23 protein-coding genes are annotated in these 24,440 nt (G+C 67.3%); 15 read left to right on the forward strand and 8 right to left on the reverse strand.

Annotated elements, in window-relative coordinates:
- The first annotated feature begins 46 nt into the window (after positions 1-46).
- The 7 genes from D3877_RS15300 to D3877_RS15330 all read left to right on the forward strand — a co-directional run bounded on the left by D3877_RS15300 (position 47) and on the right by D3877_RS15330 (position 6,247).
- A complete protein-coding gene (locus D3877_RS15300; RefSeq protein ID WP_119831607.1) occupies positions 47-376 on the forward strand; it encodes a type II toxin-antitoxin system Phd/YefM family antitoxin in 330 nt (109 codons plus the stop codon).
- Positions 373-750, forward strand: a complete 378-nt coding sequence (locus D3877_RS15305) for a type II toxin-antitoxin system VapC family toxin (protein ID WP_119831608.1) — start codon at positions 373-375, stop codon at positions 748-750. The genes D3877_RS15300 and D3877_RS15305 overlap by 4 nt, the downstream gene beginning before the upstream one ends.
- A 69-nt stretch (positions 751-819) precedes the next feature.
- Positions 820-1,398, forward strand: a complete 579-nt coding sequence (gene rbfA / locus D3877_RS15310) for a 30S ribosome-binding factor RbfA (RefSeq protein ID WP_119831609.1) — start codon at positions 820-822, stop codon at positions 1,396-1,398.
- On the forward strand, positions 1,388-2,326 hold the full coding sequence (gene truB, locus D3877_RS15315) for a tRNA pseudouridine(55) synthase TruB (RefSeq protein WP_119831610.1): 939 nt from the start codon (positions 1,388-1,390) through the stop codon (positions 2,324-2,326). The genes rbfA and truB overlap by 11 nt, the downstream gene beginning before the upstream one ends.
- 17 nt (positions 2,327-2,343) lie before the next feature.
- Positions 2,344-2,613: a 30S ribosomal protein S15 gene (gene rpsO, locus D3877_RS15320; RefSeq protein ID WP_119831611.1), complete on the forward strand. Its 270-nt coding sequence runs from the start codon at positions 2,344-2,346 to the stop codon at positions 2,611-2,613.
- Between the two features lie 311 nt (positions 2,614-2,924).
- On the forward strand, positions 2,925-5,036 hold the full coding sequence (gene pnp / locus D3877_RS15325) for a polyribonucleotide nucleotidyltransferase (RefSeq protein ID WP_119831612.1): 2,112 nt from the start codon (positions 2,925-2,927) through the stop codon (positions 5,034-5,036).
- Positions 5,037-5,230: 194 nt separating this feature from the next.
- Complete coding sequence (locus D3877_RS15330; RefSeq protein WP_119831613.1) at positions 5,231-6,247, forward strand: amino acid ABC transporter substrate-binding protein; 1,017 nt, start codon at positions 5,231-5,233, stop codon at positions 6,245-6,247.
- A gap of 64 nt (positions 6,248-6,311) precedes the next feature.
- Here D3877_RS15330 and dut read toward each other — a convergent pair whose 3' ends face one another.
- Positions 6,312-6,776, reverse strand: a complete 465-nt coding sequence (gene dut / locus D3877_RS15335; protein ID WP_119831614.1) for a dUTP diphosphatase — start codon at positions 6,774-6,776, stop codon at positions 6,312-6,314.
- Positions 6,777-6,808: 32 nt separating this feature from the next.
- Positions 6,809-8,068, reverse strand: a complete 1,260-nt coding sequence (gene coaBC, locus D3877_RS15340; RefSeq protein ID WP_119831615.1) for a bifunctional phosphopantothenoylcysteine decarboxylase/phosphopantothenate--cysteine ligase CoaBC — start codon at positions 8,066-8,068, stop codon at positions 6,809-6,811.
- Between the two features lie 264 nt (positions 8,069-8,332).
- On the opposite strand from coaBC, the gene D3877_RS15345 reads away from it, so the two are divergent.
- A complete protein-coding gene (locus D3877_RS15345; RefSeq protein WP_119831616.1) occupies positions 8,333-9,757 on the forward strand; it encodes a sigma-54-dependent transcriptional regulator in 1,425 nt (474 codons plus the stop codon).
- A gap of 183 nt (positions 9,758-9,940) precedes the next feature.
- Here D3877_RS15345 and D3877_RS15350 read toward each other — a convergent pair whose 3' ends face one another.
- Complete coding sequence (locus tag D3877_RS15350; protein WP_119831617.1) at positions 9,941-10,738, reverse strand: response regulator; 798 nt, start codon at positions 10,736-10,738, stop codon at positions 9,941-9,943.
- 244 nt (positions 10,739-10,982) lie between these two features.
- On the opposite strand from D3877_RS15350, the gene trpB reads away from it, so the two are divergent.
- The 4 genes from trpB to D3877_RS15370 all read left to right on the forward strand — a co-directional run bounded on the left by trpB (position 10,983) and on the right by D3877_RS15370 (position 15,611).
- A complete protein-coding gene (gene trpB / locus D3877_RS15355) occupies positions 10,983-12,200 on the forward strand; it encodes a tryptophan synthase subunit beta (RefSeq protein ID WP_119832476.1) in 1,218 nt (405 codons plus the stop codon).
- Entirely contained in the window at positions 12,197-13,051 is an 855-nt protein-coding gene (gene trpA / locus D3877_RS15360) for a tryptophan synthase subunit alpha (protein ID WP_119831618.1), read from the forward strand. Before trpB ends, trpA begins: the two co-directional genes overlap by 4 nt.
- Positions 13,052-13,273: 222 nt before the next feature.
- The gene (gene accD, locus D3877_RS15365) at positions 13,274-14,230 is read left to right on the forward strand and encodes an acetyl-CoA carboxylase, carboxyltransferase subunit beta (RefSeq protein WP_238474904.1); all 957 of its coding nucleotides are present in this window, start codon (positions 13,274-13,276) and stop codon (positions 14,228-14,230) included.
- Positions 14,231-14,300: 70 nt separating this feature from the next.
- The gene (locus tag D3877_RS15370) at positions 14,301-15,611 is read left to right on the forward strand and encodes a bifunctional folylpolyglutamate synthase/dihydrofolate synthase (RefSeq protein WP_119831619.1); all 1,311 of its coding nucleotides are present in this window, start codon (positions 14,301-14,303) and stop codon (positions 15,609-15,611) included.
- A 12-nt stretch (positions 15,612-15,623) separates the two neighbouring features.
- Here D3877_RS15370 and D3877_RS15375 read toward each other — a convergent pair whose 3' ends face one another.
- Positions 15,624-17,435, reverse strand: coding sequence for a hypothetical protein (locus tag D3877_RS15375; protein ID WP_119831620.1), 1,812 nt, complete (start codon positions 17,433-17,435; stop codon positions 15,624-15,626).
- Between the two features lie 131 nt (positions 17,436-17,566).
- Here D3877_RS15375 and D3877_RS15380 point away from each other — a divergent pair, with 131 nt between their 5' ends.
- Positions 17,567-17,812 carry a DUF1289 domain-containing protein gene (locus D3877_RS15380; protein WP_119831621.1) on the forward strand — a complete coding sequence of 82 codons (246 nt, stop codon included), beginning with the start codon at positions 17,567-17,569 and terminating at the stop codon, positions 17,810-17,812.
- Here D3877_RS15380 and D3877_RS15385 read toward each other — a convergent pair.
- Together D3877_RS15385 and D3877_RS15390 are read right to left on the reverse strand one after the other, a co-directional pair.
- Positions 17,796-18,005, reverse strand: coding sequence for a hypothetical protein (locus D3877_RS15385; RefSeq protein WP_119831622.1), 210 nt, complete (start codon positions 18,003-18,005; stop codon positions 17,796-17,798). The genes D3877_RS15380 and D3877_RS15385 overlap by 17 nt on opposite strands.
- 108 nt (positions 18,006-18,113) lie before the next feature.
- Positions 18,114-20,813 carry a bifunctional acetate--CoA ligase family protein/GNAT family N-acetyltransferase gene (locus D3877_RS15390; protein WP_119831623.1) on the reverse strand — a complete coding sequence of 900 codons (2,700 nt, stop codon included), beginning with the start codon at positions 20,811-20,813 and terminating at the stop codon, positions 18,114-18,116.
- A 291-nt stretch (positions 20,814-21,104) separates the two neighbouring features.
- Here D3877_RS15390 and D3877_RS15395 point away from each other — a divergent pair, with 291 nt between their 5' ends.
- Positions 21,105-22,055: an L-lactate dehydrogenase gene (locus D3877_RS15395; protein WP_119831624.1), complete on the forward strand. Its 951-nt coding sequence runs from the start codon at positions 21,105-21,107 to the stop codon at positions 22,053-22,055.
- Between the two features lie 156 nt (positions 22,056-22,211).
- Here D3877_RS15395 and D3877_RS15400 read toward each other — a convergent pair whose 3' ends face one another.
- Entirely contained in the window at positions 22,212-23,168 is a 957-nt protein-coding gene (locus D3877_RS15400) for a LysR family transcriptional regulator (RefSeq protein ID WP_238474905.1), read from the reverse strand.
- A gap of 54 nt (positions 23,169-23,222) precedes the next feature.
- Between D3877_RS15400 and D3877_RS15405 the strand changes: the two genes are divergently transcribed.
- Complete coding sequence (locus tag D3877_RS15405; protein WP_119831626.1) at positions 23,223-24,191, forward strand: NAD-dependent epimerase/dehydratase family protein; 969 nt, start codon at positions 23,223-23,225, stop codon at positions 24,189-24,191.
- Between the two features lie 9 nt (positions 24,192-24,200).
- On the opposite strand, the gene D3877_RS15410 is transcribed toward D3877_RS15405, so the two are convergent.
- Positions 24,201-24,419, reverse strand: coding sequence for a hypothetical protein (locus D3877_RS15410; RefSeq protein WP_119831627.1), 219 nt, complete (start codon positions 24,417-24,419; stop codon positions 24,201-24,203).
- Positions 24,420-24,440 lie beyond the last annotated feature (21 nt).

The raw sequence follows: 24,440 nt of genomic DNA on the forward strand, positions 1-24,440 counted from the left end.
CAGGAGCGGGCGGGTTTTCCGCATCCTTATCGGAAGGGCGTGACGCATGGACCGGGTGCCGCTGTCGGAAGCCGATGGCCACATGGCCGAGCTGGTCGGACGGGTGGAGAATGGCGAGGAAATCGTCATCCTGCGCGACGGCAAACCGGCGGCGCGGTTGGTTCCCATTGGTCAGGCGGGTGGCGACGTCGATGCGCCTCGTTCTCGGCGGCTTGGTCTTGCCAAGGGGAAAATCTGGGTCGCGGATGACTTTGACGAGACGCCGGACTGGATGATCGACGCGTTCCACGGAATTGACGCCGATCAGCCCTTTCCCGAACCCGAAGCCCATGACGTCGAGGCGATCAAGGCCCATCGGGCGAAGACAGGATCGTGAGGCTTCTTCTCGATTCCCATGTCCTGCTCTGGGCGCTGAATGATCCGGGTCGGTTGCCGCCCAGGGTGTCGGCGCTGCTGGTCGATCCGGCCCTTGCGGTTTTCGTCAGCATCGCCAGCCTGTGGGAATTGCGCATCAAGGCGGCCTCCGGGAAGCTGGATTTGCCCCCGAATCTGCCGGATTTGATACGAGCCAGCGGATTCGATTTTTTACCCATCGACCTTCGCCACATCGACCGTTTGAGCGGGTTGGCGACTCACCACCGGGATCCCTTCGACCGGATGTTGATCGCTCAGGCTCTGGCGGATGACCTGACCCTGGTCAGCGCCGACCGAATGGTCACACTTTATGACGCGCCGGTTCTCTGGTCCTGAACTCCGGTTCCGGTTCCGCGACCCACAGCCGTCCGACACGACACGACAGCGACGAAAGACGAACACCCCATGGCGAGCAAGAAGCGCAGCGCGGTCAACGCCGGAAAACCCCCGTCCCAGCGGCAATTGCGCGTCGGCGAAGAACTGCGCCACGCGTTGGCCGATCTGTTCCGCCGTGGGGATTTCTACGATCCGGAACTGTCCTCCTTCAACATCACCATCACCGAAGTGCGAATCAGCCCGGATCTGAGCAACGCCACGGTGTTTTTCGCCACGCTGGGCGGCGGTCAGATGGAAGAGGCGTCGGTGGCCCTGCGCCGGGCGGCGGCCTTCCTGCGCGGGCAAGTCGCCCGCATGGTCAATCTGCGCCACGCCCCGACCCTGTCCTTTGAGGGCGACACCTCGTTCGACTACGCCCACCACATCGACACCATCCTGCACAGCCCGGCGGTCGCCCGTGATCTGAGCCGCGTCAACGGCGACGATGACCACGACGACGAGGATGACGACGAGTCGTGGGATGACGAGGAGGAGGACGACGAGTCCCCCGACGCGGAGGAGGACGACCTCGACCGCGAGGGCGACGAAGACGCCGCCGCGCTGGACGACGAGGACAAGAGCGGCAAGGGCGAGCGTCGTGGCTCGTAAGCGCAAGGGCGAGCCGATCCATGGCTGGATCGTGCTCGACAAGCCCGAAGGCATCAGCTCGACTCAGGCGTTGTCCAAGGTGCGGCGCCTGTTGAACGCGGAAAAGGCCGGTCACGGCGGCACGCTCGACCCGCTGGCCACCGGCATTCTGCCCATCGCGCTGGGCGAGGCGACCAAAACCGTCTCCTACGCGATGGACGGGGCCAAGACCTACCGCTTTTCCGTGCGCTGGGGCGAACGCACCAGCACCGACGACCGCGAAGGCGAGGTGATCGACCGTTCGACCCTGCGCCCGACCGTCGCGGCGATCAACGCCGCCCTGCCCGCCTTTTTGGGCGAGATCGACCAGGTGCCGCCGCAATATTGCGCCATCAAGATCGACGGCGAGCGCGCCTATGACATCGCGCGCGAGGGCGACGTGGTGGATTTGGCGTCGCGCCGGGTGCGCATCGACCGCTTCGTTCTGGTCGAGATCATCGACGACGACCACGCGCTGTTCGAGGTCGATTGCGGCAAGGGCACCTATGTGCGCTCGCTGGCCCGCGATCTGGCCGAAGCCTTGGGCACGGTCGGCCATGTGGCGCTGTTGCGCCGTTTGCGCGTCGGCCCCTTCACCCTGGACAACGCGATTTCCCTGGACGAATTGGCGGGCTTGGAGCAAGGTGCCGCCGTCGAACGACTTCTGTTGCCGATCGAGACCGCGCTGGACGACATCCCGGCGCTGGCCCTGACCGAAGCGGAAGCGCACCGACTGAGACACGGCCAGACGGTGGCTCTCCTCACCCGACAAGACCGCGAACGCCTTGAGGCGCTTCGCGGGGCTGTTGGTGGGGATGGCGTCGTCATTGCGCTTTTCGGCGGAAAGCCGGTGGCGTTGGCGCGGGTCGAGGGGGCGGAGGTCCGTCCGGTGCGCGTGCTCAACCTCTGAAAATTTAGGAGACCCCGATGTCGATTACGCCCGAGCGCAAGCAAGAGCTGATCAAGGAATATTCGCGCGGTGAAGCCGACACCGGCTCGCCCGAGGTCCAGGTTTCGATCCTGACCGAGCGGATCAGCAACCTGACCGAACATTTGAAGGGCCACAAGAAGGACTTCCACTCCCGCCGTGGTCTTCTGGTGATGGTTGGTCAGCGTCGTCGTCTTCTTGATTATCTCAAGAAGAAGGACCAATCCCGTTACGCCACGCTCATCGAGCGTCTGGGCCTGCGTCGCTGATCGACGCGCCGTCCAGCCTGTGACCGGATACGACGCCCTGACCAGCCATCGCCTCGCCGCGCCTTCGGGTTCCGGCGGGCGCGGTGCGCCGGTTGGGGCGTCGCGCGTTTTGGGAAGCGTGCATTTTTTTGTGTCATTGGTGTTTAGAGCTTTGTGAGGAACAGGCCGGCCCGATGCCTCGGGAACCGGCCTTTTTCACGCCAATTCTCTGATGTTTCGACGATAATTTCTCTGCGGGGCCTTACGACTGGCGGCCCTGGCTCTGGGCGGCAATCCGGCCGTCTCGGGTGTCGGATGGAAGGAAAGACTCAATGTTTACTGTGCATCGTAAAGAAATCGAATGGGGCGGCCGCAAGCTGGTCATGGAGACGGGCAAGATCGCTCGTCAGGCCAATGGCGCCGTGCTGGTGACGTATGGCGACACCACCGTCCTGTGCACCGCCGTCGCCGCCAAGGCGCCGAAGCCGGGCATCGATTTCTTCCCGCTGACGGTCAATTATCAGGAAAAGGCGTTTGCCGCTGGCAAGATCCCCGGTGGGTTCTTCAAGCGCGAAGGCCGTCCGACGGAAAAGGAAACGCTGGTCAGCCGTCTGATCGACCGGCCGATTCGTCCGCTGTTCGCCGAGGGTTTCCGCAACGAAACCCAGGTGGTTTGCACCGTTCTCAGCCATGATCTGGAAAATGATCCCGACATCGTCGCGATGGTCGGCGCGTCCGCCGCGCTGACGATTTCGGGCATTCCGTTCCTCGGCCCGATTGGCGCGGCGCGCGTTGGTTACAAGAATGGCCAGTACATTCTGAACCCGACCGCCGACGAGATCGCCGACACCGACCTGAACCTCGTCGTCGCCGGCACCACCGAAGGCGTGCTGATGGTCGAGTCGGAAGCCAAGGAGCTGACCGAAGAGGTCATGCTCGGCGCCGTCATGTTCGGCCACAGCCATTTCCAGCCGATCATCGAGGCGATCATCGACCTCGCCGAGTTGGCGGCGAAGGAGCCGTGGGATCTGCCCGCGTCGGCCTATGACCGCAAGGCGCTGAAAGCCCGTCTGCGCGACACCGTCGGCGCCGCCGTCGAGGCCGCCTACACGGAAACGGTCAAGCAGTCGCGCTATGAAAAGGTCGGCGCCGCCAAGGCGAAGGCCCTGGAGACGCTGGCGGGCGAGTATGAAGCCCAGCAGATCGGCGTCGAGTTCAAGGAGCTTGAGGCCGACATCCTGCGCGGCGCGGTTCTGAAGACCGGCCGCCGCATCGATGGCCGCGACACCAAGACCGTCCGCCCGATCGTCTCGGAAGTCGGCGTTCTGCCGCGCGCCCATGGCTCGGCCCTGTTCACCCGTGGCGAAACCCAGGCGCTGGTCGTGACCACGCTCGGCACCAGCCAGGACGAGCAGATCATCGACGCGCTGGAAGGCGAATACCGCGAACATTTCATGCTGCACTACAACTTCCCTCCGTATTCGGTGGGTGAAGCGGGCCGCATGGGATCGCCGGGTCGTCGTGAAATCGGTCACGGCAAGCTGGCGTGGCGCGCCATCCATCCCCTGCTGCCGAAGAAGGAAGATTTCCCCTACACCCTGCGTGTGGTGTCGGAAGTCACCGAGTCGAACGGCTCCTCCTCGATGGCCACCGTTTGCGGCACCTCGCTGTCGCTGATGGACGCGGGCGCGCCGCTGCTGCGTCCGGTGGCGGGCATCGCCATGGGCCTCATCAAGGAAGACCACGCCTTCGCGGTTCTGTCGGACATTCTGGGTGACGAAGATCACCTGGGCGACATGGACTTCAAGGTGGCGGGCACCGAGGTCGGCATCACCGCGTTGCAGATGGACATCAAGATCACCTCGATCACCGAGGAGATCATGAAGATCGCTCTGGGGCAGGCCAAGGACGGCCGCCTGCACATTCTCGACGAAATGTCCAAGGCGCTGACCGGCGCCCGCGACGGCGTCAACGAGAACGCCCCGCGCATCACCGTCATCAACATCCCCAAGGAAAAGATCCGCGACGTGATCGGTTCCGGCGGCAAGGTGATCCGCGAGATCGTCGAGCAGACCGGCGCCAAGATCGACATCGACGATGACGGCACCGTCAAGGTGTCGGCGGTTGACCAGAAGAAGGCCGAAGCGGCCATCGAATGGATCAAGGGCATCGTCGCTGAGCCGGAAATGAACGTCGTCTACATCGGCAAGGTCGTGAAGGTCGTCGATTTCGGCGCCTTCGTGAACTTCCTGGGTTCGCGCGACGGCCTCGTCCACATCTCGGAACTGTCGCCGCAGCGCGTCGCCAAGGTGTCGGACGTCGTGTCGCAGGGCGACGCGGTGAAGGTCAAGGTCATCGGCTTCGACGATCGCGGCAAGGTCAAGCTGTCGATGAAGCAGGTCGATCAAGTCACCGGCGAAGACCTGACCAAGAAGGCGGAGTGATCCGCTGACGGGTCTGGGCCTGGGGGCTTCGGCCCCCGCGCTCACGGGTTTTGGAAAGGGCGCCTCCCTCGCGGGAGGCGCCCTTTTCCGTTTGGCCGCTTGGCGTTAATCAGTGTTTCACAGTGCCGAACATAGATTTGACTGGGTGTTTCGGCGCCATGTGATCGGGGTATTTTTTCGGGGCGGGCGGGCTGATGATGATCCGAATCCTGGTGATCCTGCTGCTGTCCCTGTGCGTGGTGACAAGCGGCTCCGCCGGAACGCTGGACCGGGTGCGTCAGGCGGGCGTCTTGCGCTGTGGCGTGGCGTCCAGCGGCTTGGGCTTGTCGACGATGGACGAGTCTGGGGTGTGGCGGGGCTTTTTCCCCGACATGTGCCGCGCCGTGGCCGTCGCCACGCTGGGCAAGGCCGAGGCCGTGGCCTTTGTCGAGGTTGGCGCGGAGAATCGCTTCGCAGTCTTGCGCGACCTTGCCGTCGATGTGGTGATGGACGCGACCACCTGGACCCAGGAACGCGAGCGCGGCCAGGGAGTCGCCTTTCCCGTCGTCTATCTGTTCGATGGTCAGGCCCTGATGGTTCACCGCTCGCTGAAAATCGCGACGCTGGCCCAAGCCGGGGCGGCGAGCGTGTGCGTGGTCGATGGGACCATGGCGGCGAGCAGCCTGGAAAGCTGGATCAGCCGCAACGGCGCCCGGCTGGTCGTCAAGCGGGCGCGCTCCACCGAAGGGGCGCTGGGCGCCTTCTTCAACCATCATTGCGACCTTTACAGCGGCCATCGCCTCGCCCTGCACGGCCAGCGGGCGCAAAACGCGCCGAACGCCGGGGATTACCTGATTTTGCCCGACGTCATCGCGCGGGAACCGCTGGCCCCCATGGTGCGGAGCGATGATCCGGGATGGGAGGGCGTCGTGCGCTGGACGGTTCTGGCGCTGCTGGTGGCCGAGGAAAAGGGCGTCACCAGCGCCAACGCCGCCGCCCAAAAAAGCATTGGCGACGCCGAAACCCGCCGTCTGTTGGGAAGCAGCCCGGGATTCGGTCAGGATCTTGGGCTGGACAATGATTGGGCGCTGCGGGTGATTGGAAAAATCGGCAATTACGGCGAGATTTTCGAGCAGAATTTGGGCCGCCGCTCGGGGCTGCGGATCGAGCGCGGGGCCAACGCCCTGTGGAACGCCGGTGGCCTGCTCTACGCGCCGCCATTGGGTGGGTGAAAGTTGGGTGGATGAATTGGGCGGCTGACGCGCCGCCCGCCGCCCCGGTTCACGCCGTCCTGGTTCAGGCGATTCCCGTGGAGCCGAACCCGCCGACGCCGCGTTCGGTTGCGTCAAGTGTGGCCACCTCGACCAGCCGCGCCTGGGGCGCGCGGGCGATCACGCCCTGGGCGACGCGGTCGCCATGGGCGATGGCGAAGGCTTCGTGTCCCAGATTGACCAGACAGACGCCGACCGGGCCGCGATAGTCGCTGTCCACCGTGCCGGGGCTGTTCAGCACGGTGACGCCGTTCTTCACCGCCAGCCCGGAGCGCGGGCGGATCTGCATCTCCCACCCCGGCGGAACGGCGACGGCGAAGCCGGTCTGCACCAAAAGCCGCTGACCGGGATCCAGCCGCAGGCTTTCCCCCGGCGGCACGGCGGCCCGCAGATCGAACCCCGCCGCCCCGGCGGTGGCGTAGGCGGGGACGGGCAGATCGTCGTTGCCGGGAAGGCGCAGGAAGGCGATCACAGGAGTGTCGGCGGTCATTGGCGAAAGGTCTCCAGTCAGGGCGCGGCGGATCAGGGCGTGGGTGTTTGAAAATGGGCGGCGATGGCTTCGGCCAGACGGGCGCCGACGGCGTCCTTGCCCATGGTCGGCCACGCCTCCGCCCCGTCGGCGCGAATGACGTGGACCGTGTTGTCGGCCCCGCCAAAGGTGGTGGTGCCGAGCGAGACGTCGTTGGCGACGATCCAGTCGCAGCCCTTGCGGGCGCGCTTGGCCGTGGCGTAAGCGACGACGTCGCCGGTTTCCGCCGCGAAGCCGATCACCAGCGCCGGGCGGCGCGGCCCGGCTTGCGACAGGGTGGCGAGGATGTCGGGATTTTCGGTCAGGGACAGGCTGGGCGGGCCGCCGCCGTCCTTTTTCAGTTTGCGGTCGGACGTCCCGGCGACCCGCCAATCGGCGACCGCCGCCGCGCAGACGGCGATGTCCACCGGCAGGGCGGCCTCGCAGGCGGCCAGCATCTCGCGCGCTGTTTCGATGGCGACCACGGCGCAGCCCGGCGGGTCGGGCAGCCGGGTCGGGCCACTGACCAGGGTGACGGCGGCCCCCAGCCGGGCCAGCGCCTCGGCGATGGCGTGGCCCTGTTTGCCGGACGAGCGGTTGGCGATGTAGCGCACCGGGTCGATGGGTTCATGCGTCGGGCCGCTCGTCACCAGGGCGCGCTTGCCCGACAATGGCGTGTGGGCTTGGGGCTTGTCCGCTTGGGGCTTGTGCGCGGCTTCGGCGAAATGGGCGGCGATGGCGTCGATGATTTCCATCGGTTCGGCCATGCGGCCCGGCCCGAACTCGTTGCAGGCCATCACCCCGTCGTTGGGACCGACGCGCCGGACGCCGCGACGCTCCAGCCGGGTCATGTTGTCCTGCGTCGCCGGGTGTTCCCACATGCGGACGTTCATCGCCGGGGCGACCAACACCGGCTTGTCGGTGGCGAGCAGGACGGTTGCGGCCAGATCGTCGGCCATGCCCGCCGCCATGCGGGCCAGCAGATTGGCGGTGGCGGGGGCGACGACGATCAGGTCGGCCTCGCGCGACAGGCGGATGTGGCCCATCTCCGACTCGTCGGTCAGCGACCACAGATCGCGGTAAACGGTGTCCTCGGTCAACGCCTGGACCGACAGCGGGGTGACGAAGCGGGCGCCCGCCTCCGTCAACACCGCGCGGACGCGGACGCCGCGCTCGCGCAGGCGGCGGATCAGGTCGAGCGACTTGTAGGCGGCGATGCCGCCCGCGATCACCAGCAGGACGCGCTTGCCGGACAGACTGGCGTGATCGACCATGGCCCTACCCCATCTTCCCTGTTGGTTCGCGGGCTGCCCCGACCCGTTGCAGATATTCCATCGCGCCGACCACGACAAGCGCCCTGCGGCGTTGACTCCCTTCCGCGCCATTTCCCATAGGTCAACCCGGCGCAGCAATCTTGCCGATCACGATTGCGTCTGTTTCATCAGCGTTGGCGATTGTGCAGGGTGGGTTTTCGCAAAAGATCTGCTAGACATAGAACGCGAACCATTTCCCCCTCCACCACCGCGTGCCGATTCCGCATGCCCATTGGCTCCATTCCCGTCCTGCTCATCGAAGACACGCCGTCGCTGGCGCGTGTCTACGCGGAATTCCTGAAGAAGGAAGCCTACACCGTCGTCGCGGTGGAAACGGGCGCCGCCGCCATCGACCAACTGGCCGATGGCGCGCCGAAGGTGGTTCTGCTCGACCTTCAGCTTCCCGACATGAACGGGATGGAGGTGCTGAAGCGGATCAACGCCCAGGCCCTGCCCTGCGCCGTCATCGTCATCACCGCCCATGGGTCGGTGAACGCGGCGGTCGAGGCGATGCGGTACGGCGCCTATGACTTCCTGGTCAAACCCTTCTCGGCGGATCGGCTGGTCGTCACCGTGCGCAACGCGGTGGAGCGGCTGCGGCTGGCCCAGATCGTCGACACTTTTGAACAGGATCTCGGGCGGGCGCGTTATCACGGCTTCATCGGCTCGTCGCTGGCGATGCAGGCGGTCTATCGGATCGTCGACAGCGCCGCCTCCTCGCGCGCCACCGTCTTCATCACCGGCGAATCGGGCACCGGCAAAGAGGTCTGCGCCGAAGCCATCCACCGGCAGAGCCAGCGGTCGGGCCGCCCCTTCATCGCCATCAATTGCGGCGCGATCCCCAAAGATCTCATGGAAAGCGAGATCTTCGGCCATGTGAAAGGCTCCTTCACCGGGGCGGTGGCCGACCGCGAAGGCGCGGCGGCGCGGGCCGACGGCGGCACCCTGTTCCTGGACGAAATCTGCGAACTGGCGCCGGACCTGCAAACCAAGCTGCTGCGCTTCATCCAGACCGGCACCTACACCCCGGTTGGCGGGTCGCGCTTGGAAAAGGTCGATCTGCGCATCGTCTGCGCCACCAACCGCGACCCCCTGCACGAGGTCGAGGAAGGCCGCTTCCGCGAGGATCTCTATTACCGCCTGCACGTCATCCCGATCCACCTGCCGCCCCTGCGCGAGCGGGAGGACGACGTGCTGGAGATCGCCCGCCATTATCTGGCCGAATTCACGGCGGAAGAGAAAAAGGGCTTCACCCATTTCTCGCCGGAAACCGAACAGGCGCTGCGCCATTACCATTGGCCGGGCAATGTCCGGCAGTTGCAGAACGTCGTGCGCATCGTCTCCGTTTTGCACGATGGCGACACGGTTCTGCCGCAGATGCTGCCCGCGCCGCTGGGCGCGCCGGGGCTGATTCCGCTGACGCCGATGCCGCCGACCGCGTTCGAGGCGGCCGCCGCCCCGGTTCCGCGCGCGCCGCAGCCCTTGACGCCCGACGCGATCAAGCCGCTGTGGGAGGTCGAAAAGGACGCCATCGAGGACGCGATCACCGCGTGCGACGGCAACATCCCGCGAGCCGCCGCGCTGCTGCAAATCAGCGCGTCCACCATCTACCGCAAGCGTCTGGCCTGGCAGGCCGAAGGCAAGCTGTAAGGGCTTCGCCGGGGCTGTCCGTCGCCGTTTCCGCTGCGCTTGCCCCCTCCCCGACCCTCCCCCGCTTATGCGGGAGAGGGAGCCTGGAACCTTGTCGACGCGCGGCGGAGTTCCCTCTCCCGCCAAAGGCGGGGGAGGGTTAGGGAGGGGGAAAACCGTGTCGATGGTGGCGCTGGCGACCGCTCAGGGCAGGTAGCCGGCGGCGCGGTAGGCGGCGATGGCCTCCTCGGCCAAGCGGGGGATGTCGAAGCGCAGCGCCCGCACCTCGGCTTCGGCCTTGGCGTGGCAGGACATTTCCAGGGCGCGGGCGGCGACGCACAGCGCGTGCGCGCCAAAGGTTCCCGCCGTGCTTTTCAGCGTGTGCGCCTCGCGCGTCAGGGCGTTGAGGTCGGGTTCCTGGATGATGCGGACGATGCGGTCCTGCGTTTCGGCCAGAAACTGTTGCAGCACTTCGGCCAGAACATCCTCGTCCAGATCCTCGGCCAACTGGCGCAGCACGTCGAGATCCAGAACCGCGTCGGCGGTTCGGTCCAGGGCGGGCGCGCAGGGGGCCGACGGGCCGCGCTGGTCCGCCGGTCGCAGCCAGCAGGCGACGACGCTCAACAGTTGGGCGCGCTCAACCGGCTTGGCGACATGGTCGTTCATCCCGGCCTCCCGGCAGCGCAGCCGGTCGGCCTCGTCGGTGTCGGCGGTCATGGCGATCACCGGCACCTGTCCGGCGGGTCCGGGCAAATCGCGCAGCAGCCGGGTGGCGGTCAAGCCGTCCATCTCCGGCATCGACAGATCCATCAGGATCAGATCGAAGCCGCCGGCCTGCGCCGCCATCACCGCCTCAAGCCCGTTGTTGGCCATCTCCACTCGATAGCCGACGGAGGTCAGAACCGCGTTGACGATCATTTGGTTCAGCGGGCTGTCCTCCACCACCAGGATGCGGCGCGGCGCGGTCGGTTCCGGTTCCGTGGGGGAGAGGGGGACAGGCATGGGCGGCGCTCTCCGAAAACAACCGTGGGCGTGGGGAAACACTGTAAGCGCCCGGCCCATGGGCGGCAACGCCGCTTGTCGAGACCGTGCGCCGCTCCATCTCCTGATGCGGCGCCGCGCAACGGTCTGATTTGCGGGATTGATTTCCCCGATGATTGGCCGGACGCTTCAAATCGGCGCGCGTCACCGCTATGGTGACGCCTTTGACGGCGCGTCAACCTCGCTTCAGGCAGTTCCCCAGACGATGACCAGACCCAACACCTACCGCTCCGGTCCCGATGAACAGGGGCATTTCGGCATTTATGGCGGGCGCTACGTCGCCGAAACGCTGATGCCGTTGATCCTCGACGTGGAAAAGGCCTACCGCGAGGCCCGCGCCGACCCCGCCTTTGAAGGCGAGATGCGCCAACAGCTCAAACAGTATGTCGGGCGCCCCAACCCGCTCTATTACGCGGAACGCCTGACGGAGATGCTCGGCGGCGCCAAGATCTATTTCAAGCGCGAGGAGCTGAACCACACCGGCGCGCACAAGATCAACAACTGCATCGGGCAAATCCTGTTGGCCCGGCGCATGGGCAAGACCCGCATCATCGCCGAAACCGGGGCCGGTCAGCACGGCGTGGCGACGGCGACCGTCTGCGCGCTCTACAACATGCCCTGCGTCATCTACATGGGCGAAACCGACATCGCCCGTCAGGCGCCGAACGTCTTCCGCATGAAGCTGTTGGGGGCGGAGGTTCGCGCCGTCACCTCCGGCGCGAAGACGCTGAAGGACGCGATGAACGAGGCGCTGCGCGATTGGGTGACGAACGTCGCCGACACCTTCTACATCATCGGCACCGCCGCCGGTCCCCACCCCTACCCCAGCATCGTCCGCGATTTCCAATCGGTCATCGGCGACGAGGTGAAGACCCAGATGCAGGAGCAGGAAGGCCGCCTGCCCGATTCGCTGATCGCCTGCGTCGGCGGGGGATCGAACGCCATCGGGCTGTTCCACCCCTTCCTTGACGATTCCTCGGTCAAAATGATCGCGGTCGAGGCCGCCGGGCGCGGCATCGAGAAAGGCCCGCTGGACCACGCCGCCTCGATCAACGGCGGGCGTCCGGGCGTGCTGCACGGCAACCGCACCTATCTGTTGCAGGACGAGGACGGCCAGATCCTGGAAGGCCATTCGATTTCCGCCGGTCTGGATTACCCCGGCGTCGGCCCGGAACACGCGTGGCTGCACGATGTTGGCCGCGTGGAATATTCCTCGGCCACCGACGCCGAGGCGTTGGAGGCGTTCCAGCTCTGCGCCAAGACCGAAGGCATCATTCCGGCGCTGGAATCCGCCCACGCCATCGCCGAAATCATCAAGCGCGCCCCGACCCTGCCGAAAGACCATCTGATGGTCCTGTGCCTGTCGGGCCGTGGCGACAAGGACATCTTCTCCGTCGCCCAGCATCTGGGAGTCAGCCTGTGAACGCCGTTGCCGAAAGCCGCCCGCCTGAATCGCGAATCGACCGCCGCTTCCAGGCGCTGAAGGCCGAGGGCCGCGCCGGTCTCATCACCTTCATCACGGCGGGCGACCCCGATCCGGCCTCTTGCCAGGCGTTGCTCGACGGGCTGCCCGCCGCCGGCGCCGATCTGATCGAGCTGGGCGTGCCCTTCACCGACCCGATGGCCGACGGCCCGGCGATTCAGGCGTCGTCCCTGCGGGCGCTGGCCGCCGGGATGAGCGTGCGCAAGACGCTGGAGCTGGTGCGGAATTTCCGCAAAAAGGACGCGGACACCCCGATCATCCTGATGGGCTATTACAACCCGATCTACGCCTATGGCGTGGACCGCTTCCTGGTGGACGCCAAGGCCGACGGGGTGGACGGCCTCATCATCGTCGATCTGCCGCCCGAAGAGGATGGCGAGCTGTGCGTCCCGGCGGTCAAGGCCGGGGTGAACTTCATCCGCCTGACGACGCCGACCACCGATGAGAAGCGCCTGCCCGCCGTTTTGCAAAACAACTCGGGCTTCATCTATTACGTGTCCATCGCCGGAATCACCGGCACGGCCAGCGCCGCCAACACCGCCGTGGACGCGGCGGTGGCCCGGTTGAAGCGTCACACCGATCTGCCCATCGCCGTCGGCTTCGGCATCAAGACGCCCGCCCAAGCCGCCGAGATCGCGCGCGTCGCCGACGCCGCCGTCGTCGGCTCCGCCATCGTCACCCGTCTGGCCGACGGGCTGGACGAGAGCGGGGCTTTGCGTCCCGGCGTGGTCGAGGATGTGCTGGGCTTCGTCCGCGAACTGGCCGCAGGCGTGCGCGGGGCGCGGGGGTAAGATCAAGGCCGCCCGCCGTCCTCCGACGCAGGGGGGACGGCGGGCGCTTTTTTGCGCGGAGCGCGCGGGCCGCCCTTTGGCGGAACGGTTTACAAGCGCGCAAATCCGCATTACCACACCGGCAGCAAAAACCGCTCACGGCAACCATCAGACCGAATCGCTTGATGTGGTCCAGTCGGCTGCCAACATCCAGCGCGTCGCCGTGCCGTTGAAAGGCGTTCCATGAACTGGCTTACCAATTACGTCCGCCCCAAGATCCGCGCCCTCTACGCCCGCAAGGAGGTTCCCGACAACCTCTGGCACAAATGCCCGAGCTGCGAGGCGATGCTGTTCCATCGCGAGCTGGAAGAGAATCTGCATGTCTGCCAGCATTGCGGCTTCCACATGCGGCTCGACCCGATCAAGCGGCTGCAATCGATTTTCGATGACGGCGCTTATGACGGGGTGGAACTGCCCAAGTCGGTCGCCGATCCGCTGAAATTCCGCGATCAAAAGCGCTACACCGACCGCCTGAAAGAGGCGCAGGTCAAGACCGGGCGCACCGACGCCATCGTCGTCGGCAACGGGCTGATCGGCGGGTTGTCCGCCGTGGTCGCCGTGTTTGATTTTGGCTTCATGGGCGGCTCGATGGGCATCGCCGTTGGCGAAGGGCTGCTGACCGCCGCCAAGCTGGCGGTGGCGAAGAAGGCCCCGCTGATCGTCGTCCCGGCCTCGGGCGGGGCGCGGATGCAGGAAGGCATTCTGTCGTTGATGCAGATGCCGCGCACCACCATCGCGGTGGAGATGGTCAAGGAAGCCGGGCTGCCCTACATCGTCGTGCTGACCGACCCGACGACCGGCGGCGTCACCGCGTCTTTCGCCATGCTGGGCGACATCCACATCGCCGAAAAGGGCGCGCAGATCGGTTTCGCCGGCGCACGCGTCATCGAAGGCACGATTCGCGAGACCCTGCCCGAGGGCTTTCAGCGGTCGGAATATCTGCTGGAACACGGCATGGTCGACATGGTCGTCCACCGCCGCGACCTGCGCGACACTCTGGTTCGGGTGATCGACCTGTTGACGCAACCCGTCCGCAGCGAGATCGAGGTGGTGGACGCCGATTTTGAAGAGGCTCCGGTCAGCAACGCCGTGGTTGTGACGACGGCGTCGGCGTCCCAGCCGGGGGCGGGCGACGACTGACAGCGTCCAAAACAGCGGACGCGACGGGCAAGAGGGCGCAAGGGACAGCGGGCGCAAGGGACAGGCGGCGATGACCGACACACACCGTTCCGATCCGGTTCTGGATCGTTTGAAGGGGCTTCATCCGAAGGTCATCGACCTGTCGTTGGACCGGGTGCACCGGCTGCTGGCGGCGTTGGACCATCCCGAGCGGCGTTTGCCGCCGGTGGTCCATGTCGCCGGAACCAACGGCAAGGGATCGACCGTCGCCTTCCTGCGCGCCATCCTGGAAGCCGCCGGTTATCGGGTCCATGTCTACACCTCGCCCCATCTGGTGCGCTTTCACGAGCGCATTCGGTTGGCGGGAACCTTGATCGACGACGACCACCTCGCCGCCCTGCTGCAAGAGTGCGAGACGGCGAACGCGGGCGGCCCGATCACCTTTTTCGAGGTGACGACGGTCGCCGCCTTCCTCGCCTTTTCCCGCGTTCCGGCGGACGTCGTGCTGCTGGAAACCGGCTTGGGGGGGCGGCTGGACGCCACCAACGTCATCGACCAGCCCGCCGTGACGGCGATCACCCGCATTTCTTACGATCACCGCCAGTTTCTGGGCGACTCGCTGATGGAAATCGCCAGCGAGAAGGCCGGAATCTTCAAGCCCGGCGTTCCGGTGGTGATGGCTGAGCAACCGGCGGCGGACGCGCGCAAGGCGCTGAGCCTGCGCGCCAACGCCATCCACGCGCCGATCCACGCCTGGACCGCCACGCCGCAGCCGGGCGGCTTCCGCTTTGACAGCGCGGCGCGGACGCTCGACCTGCCGATGCCCGGCCTGCCCGGCGCGCACCAGATCGGCAACGCCGGTCTGGCGCTGGCCTGTCTGGATCATCTGCCGCTGGCGGTGGACGAGGCGGCGATTCGTCGGGGGCTGGCCTCGGTCGAATGGCCCGCCCGGCTGCAACGGCTGACGCGCGGTCCGTTGGCCGAGTCCCTGCCGTCGGGGTGGGAACTGTGGCTGGACGGCGGCCACAATGATTCGGCGGGCGAGGTGTTGGCCCGGCAGGCGGTGGATTGGTCGGAAGCGGATGGCGCCGGTCCTGACGGCGCCCGCCCGCTGCTGCTGATCTACGGCATGTTGGCCAGCAAGGATCCCTACGAGTTCCTGGCCCCGCTGGCCCCCTTCGCCCACGCCATGCGCACTGTGGTGATTCCCGGCGAGGAAGCCTCGCTGACCGCCGAGGAATCGGCGGAGGCCGGTCGGACTTGCGGCATCGCCGACACGGCGGCAACGGAGAGCGTGGCGACGGCGCTGGCCGCGTTGGTCGCCGGGCGCGACGACCCGGCCCGCGTGCTGATTTGCGGCTCGCTCTATCTGGCCGGGTCGGTTTTGGCGGAGAATGGCTGACCGGCGACGCCGTCAGCGCTTTTTCCGCCCGTCCAATTCCAGCATCCCGCGCAAGGTCGCGATGGTCTTGCTGAGCGGGCTGCCGTCCTTGGTCGGCTGAGGCGGCGGCGGAGGTTTGGCGCTGGGCGGCTCGTCGTCCATGGCGCGCCGGGATGGCGCGCGCGCTGGCGGAGCGTCGTCGTCCTCATCCCATGCAGGCCGCCGGGGGGCCTTCGCGGATTCGCGCGGCGGGGCGGCGCTTTCGGGCGGGACGTCGTCCTCGTCCTCATCCTCGACCAGATCGCGCAGGGCCTTCATCGCCTCTTCAATCTCGCGCTCCTGGGCCGATTGCTTGGCGTTGCCGCCCTTGCTGGCCGACGGCTTGCCAACGGGTTTGCGCGGCGGCGGAGGCGCGTCGTCATCCGCGATGGCGAAGGGCGGGGCGGACCCGTCGTCCGAATCACCCTCGTCCACCACCGGCGGCGGGGCCGCTTTGGCTTTGCGGCGCGGCGCGGCCTTCGGCTCGGTCGCCGCGTCTTCGATCATCGAGCGCAGGGCCGCGATGGTCTTGTCGAGTCCGCCATCCTCCTCGCCGTTGGCCGCGCTGGCGGCGGCGCGCTTGGCCGGGCGTTCGGCCTTGGCCCGAACCGGCGGCGGGGGAGGTGGCGGCGGTGGCGGCGGGGCGGGGGCGAGCTTTTCCGGGTCGCGGATGGCGAAGGCGAGGATCTCCTCGTCCGTCGGCTCCTCATCGTCCAGGATGTCGGCCCAACCGCGCCCGTCCGCTTTGGCCGCGATCTCGTCGTCTGAATCGCCGTCCGCGAAATCCTCCTCGGACAAAGTGTCGTCGTCGTCGATATCCTCGTCGAAATCGCGGCGGACCAGGGCCTTGTGCGAGAAGGCCGACTCCGAATCCTCCGTGGCGCGCGCCCCGTCTTCGGTCGGTTCGGCGTCTGGCGTGGCGTCGCGGTCGTCCATCCACGCGGGCATGGGGCGGGGCTTGGCCGCTGGAGCTGGGGCGTCCTCCTCCTCCTCAAGATCGGCTTGGGCGAAGAAACGGCGCATGGCGTCCAGCGTTTCGTCGGCGGGGACATCGTCGATGGCGGCGGCGCGGGGCGCGGGCTTGCGGGGGGCGGGGGTCCAGTCCTCCGCCACCTCGTCCTCATCCTCAACCACGGGCGGCGGCGCGCCGTGGCGGTCGGCCATCTCGGCCAGCGACACGGGTTCCCACAACGGATCGGCGTCGTCCGCCGGGCCGTCGGCGACCAACTCTTCAAGCGGGCGGGCAGGCGGGGAACGGTCGGGCTTGCGCGGGGGATCCTCGATGCGGTCGGCCAGAGTCCGGCGCCAATCGGCCCAATCGGGCAGACCGTCGGCCTCGTCGTCGTCGGTGTCGGCAAGGCCGCCGCGCGCTGGCGGATGATCGTCCAACGGGTCGGGCGGATCGTCCTCCGGCGGCAGGGCGTCCAGCGGGGCGCTGCTGTCCAGGTTCCAGTCGGGCATCGAGTCGGGCGGCGGGCCGTTCGCCCGTCTCGGCGCGTCCTCCGCCTCATCGGACCCGCGTATCGAGGCCAACAGGCCGTTCAGCGCCGCCAGAGAGGCGTCGAACGACGGATCGGGCGCGTCCTCATGCTCCAGCACCGTTGGCAAAACCAGCGCCGGGCGGCTTTCCGTGTCGCGGGAATCGCAGCGCGAGCAGCGGTAATGCGGCGCGATGGACAGAACCGGATAGCTCTCGCCGAAGCGGCGCACCAGCATGGAACGCGGCAACAGGCCGCTGTGCCCACAGGCGCAGCAACGCAGTTGCACGTCGGAATCGATGTCGCGAAGGAACAGCATGCGGGCCATGATGGCCGCAGTATACGCGCGCGATCCCGGCTTTCCCAACCGTTTCCGACGGTTGGCGGCGCGTGCGTCCGGCTTGCGGCGCGGCGGCGGCTGGCCTCATAGTGCAGAGTCGGAACAACCGAATCAAGACCATGGCCCCACTTCCCGACGACGCGATCCCCGACGACGATCAGCCCGTTCCCTCGCCCTGCGTGCGTCACTGCACGCTGGACAACGCCGACGTCTGTCTGGGCTGTTTCCGCAGCCTGGACGAGATCCGCGATTGGAGCCGGTTGGACGGCGCCGGTCGCCGCGCCGTGCTGGAGAACGCCGAACGTCGGCGGGCGGCCTCGCCAACGCCGTCCTGGTGGCGGTCGAGGGTTACGCGGCGCGGGTGATGGTCAGCCCCAGACGGGTCAGGCTGGCGTTCAGGTCCTGGAACTTGCGCAGGTAACGCTGCTTGTAATCGTTGAAGTCGGCGGCGATGGCGGCGTCGGCGTTCGGCGATTTGGCGAATTCCGTGATGCGGTGCTGGTTTTCCGCCTGATACAGGGCAAAGGCGCCTTGGGTGATGAGATCGTCGGCGGCCATCGGTTGCGTCCTCGAAACGATGAAGGAAAGGGGTCGGCGTCACCGCCGCATCCAACGTTACGCCCCCGGAATGCTGCGGCGCAACACCGACCCGCCTTCATCCATCGCTTATTCCGCCGCCAAACCGCCGCCCAACTCGATCCGCACCTCGACCACGCCCGGCTCGTCCATGTTCTCTTTGCGGACGAAGCCCAGGGCGCGGCACATGCCCAGCATGTTGGTGTTCTCGCGCAGAACCTCGCCATAGACCTCTTTGATGCCGCGCGAGCGGGCGTAATCCAGGATCTTGTTCATCAGGATGTAGCCCAACCCTTGGCCCTTCATGTCCGACCGCACCATCACGGCGTATTCGGCGCGCAGATTGTCGGGGTCGGCGTTGATGCGAACGACGCCGAACATGATGGTGTTGCCGGTGTCGGGATCGGGGCCGATGGCGATCAACCCCATTTCGCGGTCGTAATCAATCTGGGTCAGCCGCGCCGCCGCCTGATGCGACAGCCGTTTCAGCGGAGCGAAGAAGCGCAGGCGCAGATCCTCCGCCGTCTGGTTTTCCACCAGTTGATGCACCAGCGGTTCGTCTTCCGGCAGGATCGGGCGGACGACGAATTGGCGGCCATCCTTGATGGTGATGCGGTCTTCCAGCGCCTTGGGGTAGGGGCGGATCGCCAGCCGCTTGGCCCCCGACAAAGCGGGAACCCCGACCTTGATGCGGGCGTCGAGCGCCAACACGCCCTCGGAATCGGCCAGCAGCGGGTTGATGTCCAACTCGGCGATTTCCGGGAAATCGACGATCAGTTGCGACACCTTGTTCAGCGTCAGCGCCACCGCGTCGAGATCGACGGCGGCGCGCGAGCGGTAGCCCTGCAACTGCTTCCAGATGCGGGTGCGGCTCATCAGATCGCTGGCCAGCCGCATGTTCAGCGGCGGCAGGGCCAGCGCATAATCGTCCACCACCTCCACGCCGATGCCGCCCTCGCCGAACAGCAGGACCGGGCCGAACAGCTCATTCTCGGTCATGCCGACGATCAGCTCATAGGCGTCGGGGCGCACTGCCATTTCCTGAACGGTGAAGCCCTCAATCCGGGCGTCGGGGGCGTGCTCGCGCACCCGCTCCAGCATCGCTTCGGCGGCGGCGCGCACCTCCTCCGGGCTGGTCAGGCCCAGAGCGACGCCGCCGACGTCGGATTTGTGGGTGATGTCGTGCGACAGGATTTTCAGGGCGATGGGGCCGCCGATGATCTTGGCGGCGGTGGCGGCCTCCTCCGGCGTTTCGGCGACGCGGGTGTCCACCACCGGAATGCCGTAGGCGGCCAGCACGCGCTTGGCCTCATACTCGCTGAGCCAATCGCGCTTTTCGGCGATGGCGCGCGAGATCACCCGGTTGACGGCGATGCCGTCGGGCTGGAACTCGTCGGCGACCGAGGGCGGCGTCTGCATCAGCAAATCCTGGCTGCGCCGGTAGCGCACCAGATGCAGGAAGGCGCGCACCGCGTTGGACGGGCCATCATAGGTCGGGATGCGGTTCGCCGAGAACAGCTTGCGGGCGTCCGCCGCCGACCCGTCGCCGATCCAACTGGTCAGCACCGGGTGGCGGCGCGACTTGTTGGCGACGACGGTGTCCGTCACGGCTTGCGCGATGGCGGCGCTGTCGGTCAGGGCGGATGGGCAGTGCAGAACCAGCACCGCGTCGTTGCTGGTGTCCTGCATCAGCGCGTTCAGCGCGTCGGCGTAGCGTTTGGGCGAGGCGTCGGCCCCGACCAACAGCGGGTTGCCGCGTGGGCCGCCGCCGGGAACGGCGCCCAGCGCCGCCGTGATCGCCTCTTGGGCGTCCGATGACAGGCCGGCGAGTCGACCGCCGGCGTGGATCAGCTTGTCGGTCGCCATCACCCCCATGCCGCCGCCGTTGGTCAGGATGGCCAGCCGGTCGCCGGTGATCGGCACGCCGGTGCCCAGCGTCCCGGCGGCGTCGAACAGCTCGGCCAGATCATTCACCCGCAGGATGCCCGCGCGGCGGAACACGGCGTCATAGACGGCGTCTGACACCGCCAGCGCCCCGGTGTGGGAGGCGGCGGCCTCTTGCGCCTCGTCCGACCGTCCGGCCTTGATGACGATGATCGGCTTTTGCCGGGCGGCGGAGCGCGCCGCCGACATGAATTTGCGGGCGTGGCTGATGCTCTCGATGTAAAGCAGGATGGCGCGGACGGTGACGTCCGACGCCAGATAATCCAGCAGATCGCCGAAATCGACGTCGCCCCGGTCGCCCAGCGACACCAGATGCGAAAAGCCGATCCCGCGCGAGGTCGCCCAATCGGCGATCGAGGTCACGACCATCGACGATTGCGCCACCAGGGCCACGTCGCCCTTTTTCGGGGCCACCGGGCCGAAGCTGGCGTTCATGCCGCGTCCGGGAACCATCGCCCCCAGGCTGTTCGGCCCCAGAACCCGCATCAAATAAGGCTTGGCGGCGTCGAGCATCGCCTGGGTTTGTTCAGCGGTCATGCCGCTGGTCATGACGATGGCGGCCTTGGTGCCGCGCTTGCCCAGCGCGTCGATGGTCGCCGCCACGCTGGCGGGGGGCGTGCAGATCACCGCCAGATCGGGGGTGATCGGCAGGCTGTCCACCGTTTTGTAGGTCAGAACGCCTTCGACCGAGCGTTCGGTGGCGTTGACCGGCATCACCGGCCCGTCGAACCCGGCCTGGAACAGGTTGCGGGCGACCACCGCCCCCACCGTGCCCGGCTTGCGGCTGGCCCCGATCAACGCGATGGAGGCGGGCTTGAACAGCTTGTCGAGGTTGCGAACGGTCATGACCGGATCCGGTGCGAGGGTAGCCGCGTCAACGCAGAATACCCCGCGTCGGCGACGGTTTTTGTGACGAACAGCGCAGGCTGGCGATTTCATCCATTTTGCTGCGCCGCAACATTACGGGTTGGTATGACCATTGGACAAGGGGACGTTTCGTCGCGCCCTGCGGAAAGTTCGGTGGTGAAAGATCCGTGGCACGGTGTGTGCGCTTGCGCGCCGCCGCCGTCGGTCGCAGGCTGGGGGCGCAGGCTGGACGGGCGCGCGTCAGAAAAACAGGCATGGGAGGAAGCGGACATGAAGGTTGGCATCGTTGGGGCGGGCTTCGTCGGCAGCACCGCCGCCTTCGCCATGGTGACGACCGGCGCGGCGAGCGAGATCGTCCTGGTGGACGCCAACGCCGCGTTGGCCAAATCCCAGGCGCAGGACATCGCGCACGCGATTCCCTTCACCCACGCGGTCGCCGTCCACGCCGGTCCTTACGCCGCGCTGGAGGGGGCCGGGGTGGTCGTGCTGTCGGCGGGGGTCGGGCAAAAGCCGGGAGAGACTCGACTCGATCTTTTGGAACGCAACGCGCGGGTCTTCGCCGAGGTGATTCCCGCCGTGCTGGCCGCCGCCCCCGACGCGGTGTTGCTGGTCGCCACCAACCCGGTGGACGTGATGACCCAGATCGCCACCCGCATCAGCGGCCTGCCGCCACACCGGGTCATCGGTTCCGGCACGGTCCTGGACACCGCGCGCTTCCGCGCTTTGCTGGGCGCGCGTCTGGGGGTGACGCCGAAATCGGTTCACGCCCACGTCGTTGGCGAGCATGGCGATTCGGAGGTTCTGCTGTGGTCGGGCGCGACCGTCGCTGGGGTTCCAGTCTACCGCGCCGCCGCCCAGCTTGGCCGCCCCCTGACCGCCGAGGACCGCACGGCGATTGACGAGGGGGTGCGCCGCGCCGCCTACCACATCATCGCGGGCAAGGGTCACACCGCGTTCGGCATTGGCGGCGGGTTGGCCCGTCTGGTTGCCGCCATCGCCGGGGATGAAAAGCTGGTGACGACCTGCGCCTTGCTGAACGAGCTGGTGGTCGGCGTCCCCGACGTGGTGCTGTCGCTGCCCCGCGTCATCGGCGCGCGCGGGGTGATCGACACCATCCTGCCCGATTTTGCCCCTGATGAAGAAGCCGCGCTCCGCCACAGCGCCGCCATTTTGAAGGAGGCCGCCGACGGGGTGGAACAGCGCATGGGGTGGGGGGCTTAAGCGGGGAACTCCTTGCCCCCTCCCTAACCCTCCCCCGCTTCGCGGGAGAGGGAACTCCGCTTCAGGTCGACAAGGTTCCTGTCTCCCTCTCCCGCGTGAGCGGGGGAGGGTCGGGGAGGGGGCGAGGCGCCGCCGAACCATCAGGTTGCAACCGACTCAAGCGCCAGCGGGCGGAACCTCCGCCACATAGGCGCTCAACCCCTGGACCAGCCCGTCGAACACGGCGCGGCAGCGGGGGGTTGAGCGCAAATCCTCGTGCATGGCGACCCAGACGCCCATCGACAGCTCCAGCGAGTCGGGCAGCAGCCGGACTAGGCCTGAGTTGCGGCGGGCCAAGGGGATTTGGCAGATGCCGACGCCGAATCCGGCCTCGATGGCGGCGAGCTGGGCCAGATCGCTGTCGGTGCGCAGGGCGAAGGGCGTTTCCAGAAAACCCGGAACCCGTTGGGCCATGGCGCGGATCGCCGGGCTTGGCCGGTCAAAACCGATCACGCTGTGGCGGGCCAGATCGGCCAGTTCCTCCGGCGCGCCCTGGCGCTCCAGATACTCCCGATGGGCGTGCAGCCCCAAGGCGATGGAGCCGATCTTGCGGACGACCAGCGCCTGTTGGTCCGGCTCCACCATGCGGACGGCGACGTCGGCGTCGCGTTGCAGCAGATTGTCCAGGCTGTTGGACAGGACCAGCTCGATCACCAGCTCCGGATGACGGGCGCGCAAGTGGGCGAGGATGGGCGGCAGGACGCGGGCGCCGACGATCTCGCTGGCCGTCACCCGCACCGGGCCGCGCACGGCGTCGCCCAGACCCGAGGCGGTTCGCCACAGCGCCGCCGCCGTGGCCTCCAGCGACTCGGCCTGCGGTTTCAACGCCAGCGCCGCGTCGGTCGGCTCCAACCCGCGCGGGGAGCGGACGAACAGCGCGCCGCCAACCGCCTCTTCCAAGGCGGCGACGTGCCGGGCCAGAGTCGGTTGCGTCAAGCCAAGCGACCGCGCCGCCGCCGACAGCGAGCCGTCGCGCAACACCGCCAGAAAGCTGCGGTAGAGATCCCAACTGGGCGGTTCCGGGTTCATCGATTTCAGTATAGCGACTCCACTCCGTTCGACAATTTCCTTCATCCCCCATCCTGTCATCCTGAGGGCCGATCACAGCACGACAGACGGAGCGGCAGGATGACCACGGATCAAAAGACGGCGCTGGTTTTGGGGGCGAGCGGCGGGATTGGCGGGGAAATGGCGCGGCGGTTGGTTGCGGCGGGCTGGCGGGTGCGCGCCCTGCACCGCGACCCGGCCCGGCAGCGCGCGTCGGACGACGGGTTCACATGGATCAATGGCGACGCCATGCGCGCCGCCGATGTGATCGCCGCCGCAGACGGGGCCTCGCTGATCGTTCACGCGGTCAATCCGCCGGGCTATCGCAACTGGGGGCAACTGGTGTTGCCGATGGTGGAGTCCAGCATCGCCGCCGCTACGGCGCAGGGCGCGCGGATTGTCCTGCCCGGCACCGTCTACAATTACGGCCCCGACGCCTTTCCGCTGGTGGGGGAGGACGCGCCGCAAAACCCCGTCACCCGCAAGGGCGCGATCCGGGTGGAGATGGAACGCCGCCTGCGCAAGGCGGTGGAGCGGGGGGCCAAGCTGTTGATCCTGCGCGCGGGCGATTTCTTCGGCCCACGCTCCGGCAACACCTGGTTTGCGCAAGGGCTGGTCACGCCGGGCCGTCCGGTCCGGCGCGTGGTCAATCCAGGCCGTCCCGGCATCGGCCATCAATGGGCCTATCTGCCCGACGTGGCGGAGACGGCGGTCCGCTTGTTGGAGCGGGCCGATCAATTGGACGACGCGGCCACCTTCCATTTTCAAGGCTTTTGGGACGCCGATGGCGCCGCCATGGCGGCGGCCATCGCGCGGGCGGTCGGCGACTCGGCGCTGCCGATTCGGCGTTTTCCCTGGCCGCTGCTGCGGCTGGCCGCGCCCTTTGTGCCGCTGTTCCGCGAATTGGCGGAGATGCGCTATCTGTGGGAACAGCCGGTGCGGTTGGACAACCGCCGACTGGTCGCGTTTCTCGGCGAAGAACCCCACACCGGGCTGGACGAGGCGGTGCGGCGGACCCTGGTCGGGCTGGGCTGTCTGCCGGGCGCGTGAGGCTGGGCGTTACGAGCCGGGGCGCCGCCAGGGAAACAGGGTCGGCGCGGCGGTCGGTTCCTTGGGCTTCGGCAGGGCCGACATGGGCAGCCGCCCGGTCGCGACCATCGCCAACAGCAACGCGGGGTGGATGGTGGCGGCGGATTCTTCGGTCGCGGGGGTGTCCGCGTCGGCGTTCAACGCCTCATTGATGCGGGCGAACGCCTCGATGTCTTTGATGTGCAGCATGATCCGGTCCCTCGGCTCGAC

The sequence above is a fragment of the Azospirillum cavernae genome (assembly GCF_003590795.1).
Taxonomy (GTDB): domain Bacteria; phylum Pseudomonadota; class Alphaproteobacteria; order Azospirillales; family Azospirillaceae; genus Azospirillum; species Azospirillum cavernae.

Coding starts and splice junctions, on each gene's coding strand:
- D3877_RS15300 (WP_119831607.1), top strand. CDS start 47: ATGGACCGGGTGCCGCTGTCGGAAGCCGATGGCCACATGGCCGAGCTG.
- rbfA (WP_119831609.1), top strand. CDS start 820: ATGGCGAGCAAGAAGCGCAGCGCGGTCAACGCCGGAAAACCCCCGTCC.
- rpsO (WP_119831611.1), top strand. CDS start 2,344: ATGTCGATTACGCCCGAGCGCAAGCAAGAGCTGATCAAGGAATATTCG.
- pnp (WP_119831612.1), top strand. CDS start 2,925: ATGTTTACTGTGCATCGTAAAGAAATCGAATGGGGCGGCCGCAAGCTG.
- D3877_RS15330 (WP_119831613.1), top strand. CDS start 5,231: ATGATGATCCGAATCCTGGTGATCCTGCTGCTGTCCCTGTGCGTGGTG.
- dut (WP_119831614.1), bottom strand. CDS start 6,776: ATGACCGCCGACACTCCTGTGATCGCCTTCCTGCGCCTTCCCGGCAAC.
- coaBC (WP_119831615.1), bottom strand. CDS start 8,068: ATGGTCGATCACGCCAGTCTGTCCGGCAAGCGCGTCCTGCTGGTGATC.
- D3877_RS15345 (WP_119831616.1), top strand. CDS start 8,333: ATGCCCATTGGCTCCATTCCCGTCCTGCTCATCGAAGACACGCCGTCG.
- D3877_RS15350 (WP_119831617.1), bottom strand. CDS start 10,738: ATGCCTGTCCCCCTCTCCCCCACGGAACCGGAACCGACCGCGCCGCGC.
- trpB (WP_119832476.1), top strand. CDS start 10,983: ATGACCAGACCCAACACCTACCGCTCCGGTCCCGATGAACAGGGGCAT.
- accD (WP_238474904.1), top strand. CDS start 13,274: ATGAACTGGCTTACCAATTACGTCCGCCCCAAGATCCGCGCCCTCTAC.
- D3877_RS15370 (WP_119831619.1), top strand. CDS start 14,301: ATGACCGACACACACCGTTCCGATCCGGTTCTGGATCGTTTGAAGGGG.
- D3877_RS15375 (WP_119831620.1), bottom strand. CDS start 17,435: ATGGCCCGCATGCTGTTCCTTCGCGACATCGATTCCGACGTGCAACTG.
- D3877_RS15380 (WP_119831621.1), top strand. CDS start 17,567: ATGGCCCCACTTCCCGACGACGCGATCCCCGACGACGATCAGCCCGTT.
- D3877_RS15385 (WP_119831622.1), bottom strand. CDS start 18,005: ATGGCCGCCGACGATCTCATCACCCAAGGCGCCTTTGCCCTGTATCAG.
- D3877_RS15390 (WP_119831623.1), bottom strand. CDS start 20,813: ATGACCGTTCGCAACCTCGACAAGCTGTTCAAGCCCGCCTCCATCGCG.
- D3877_RS15395 (WP_119831624.1), top strand. CDS start 21,105: ATGAAGGTTGGCATCGTTGGGGCGGGCTTCGTCGGCAGCACCGCCGCC.
- D3877_RS15400 (WP_238474905.1), bottom strand. CDS start 23,168: ATGAAGGAAATTGTCGAACGGAGTGGAGTCGCTATACTGAAATCGATG.
- D3877_RS15405 (WP_119831626.1), top strand. CDS start 23,223: ATGACCACGGATCAAAAGACGGCGCTGGTTTTGGGGGCGAGCGGCGGG.
- D3877_RS15410 (WP_119831627.1), bottom strand. CDS start 24,419: ATGCTGCACATCAAAGACATCGAGGCGTTCGCCCGCATCAATGAGGCG.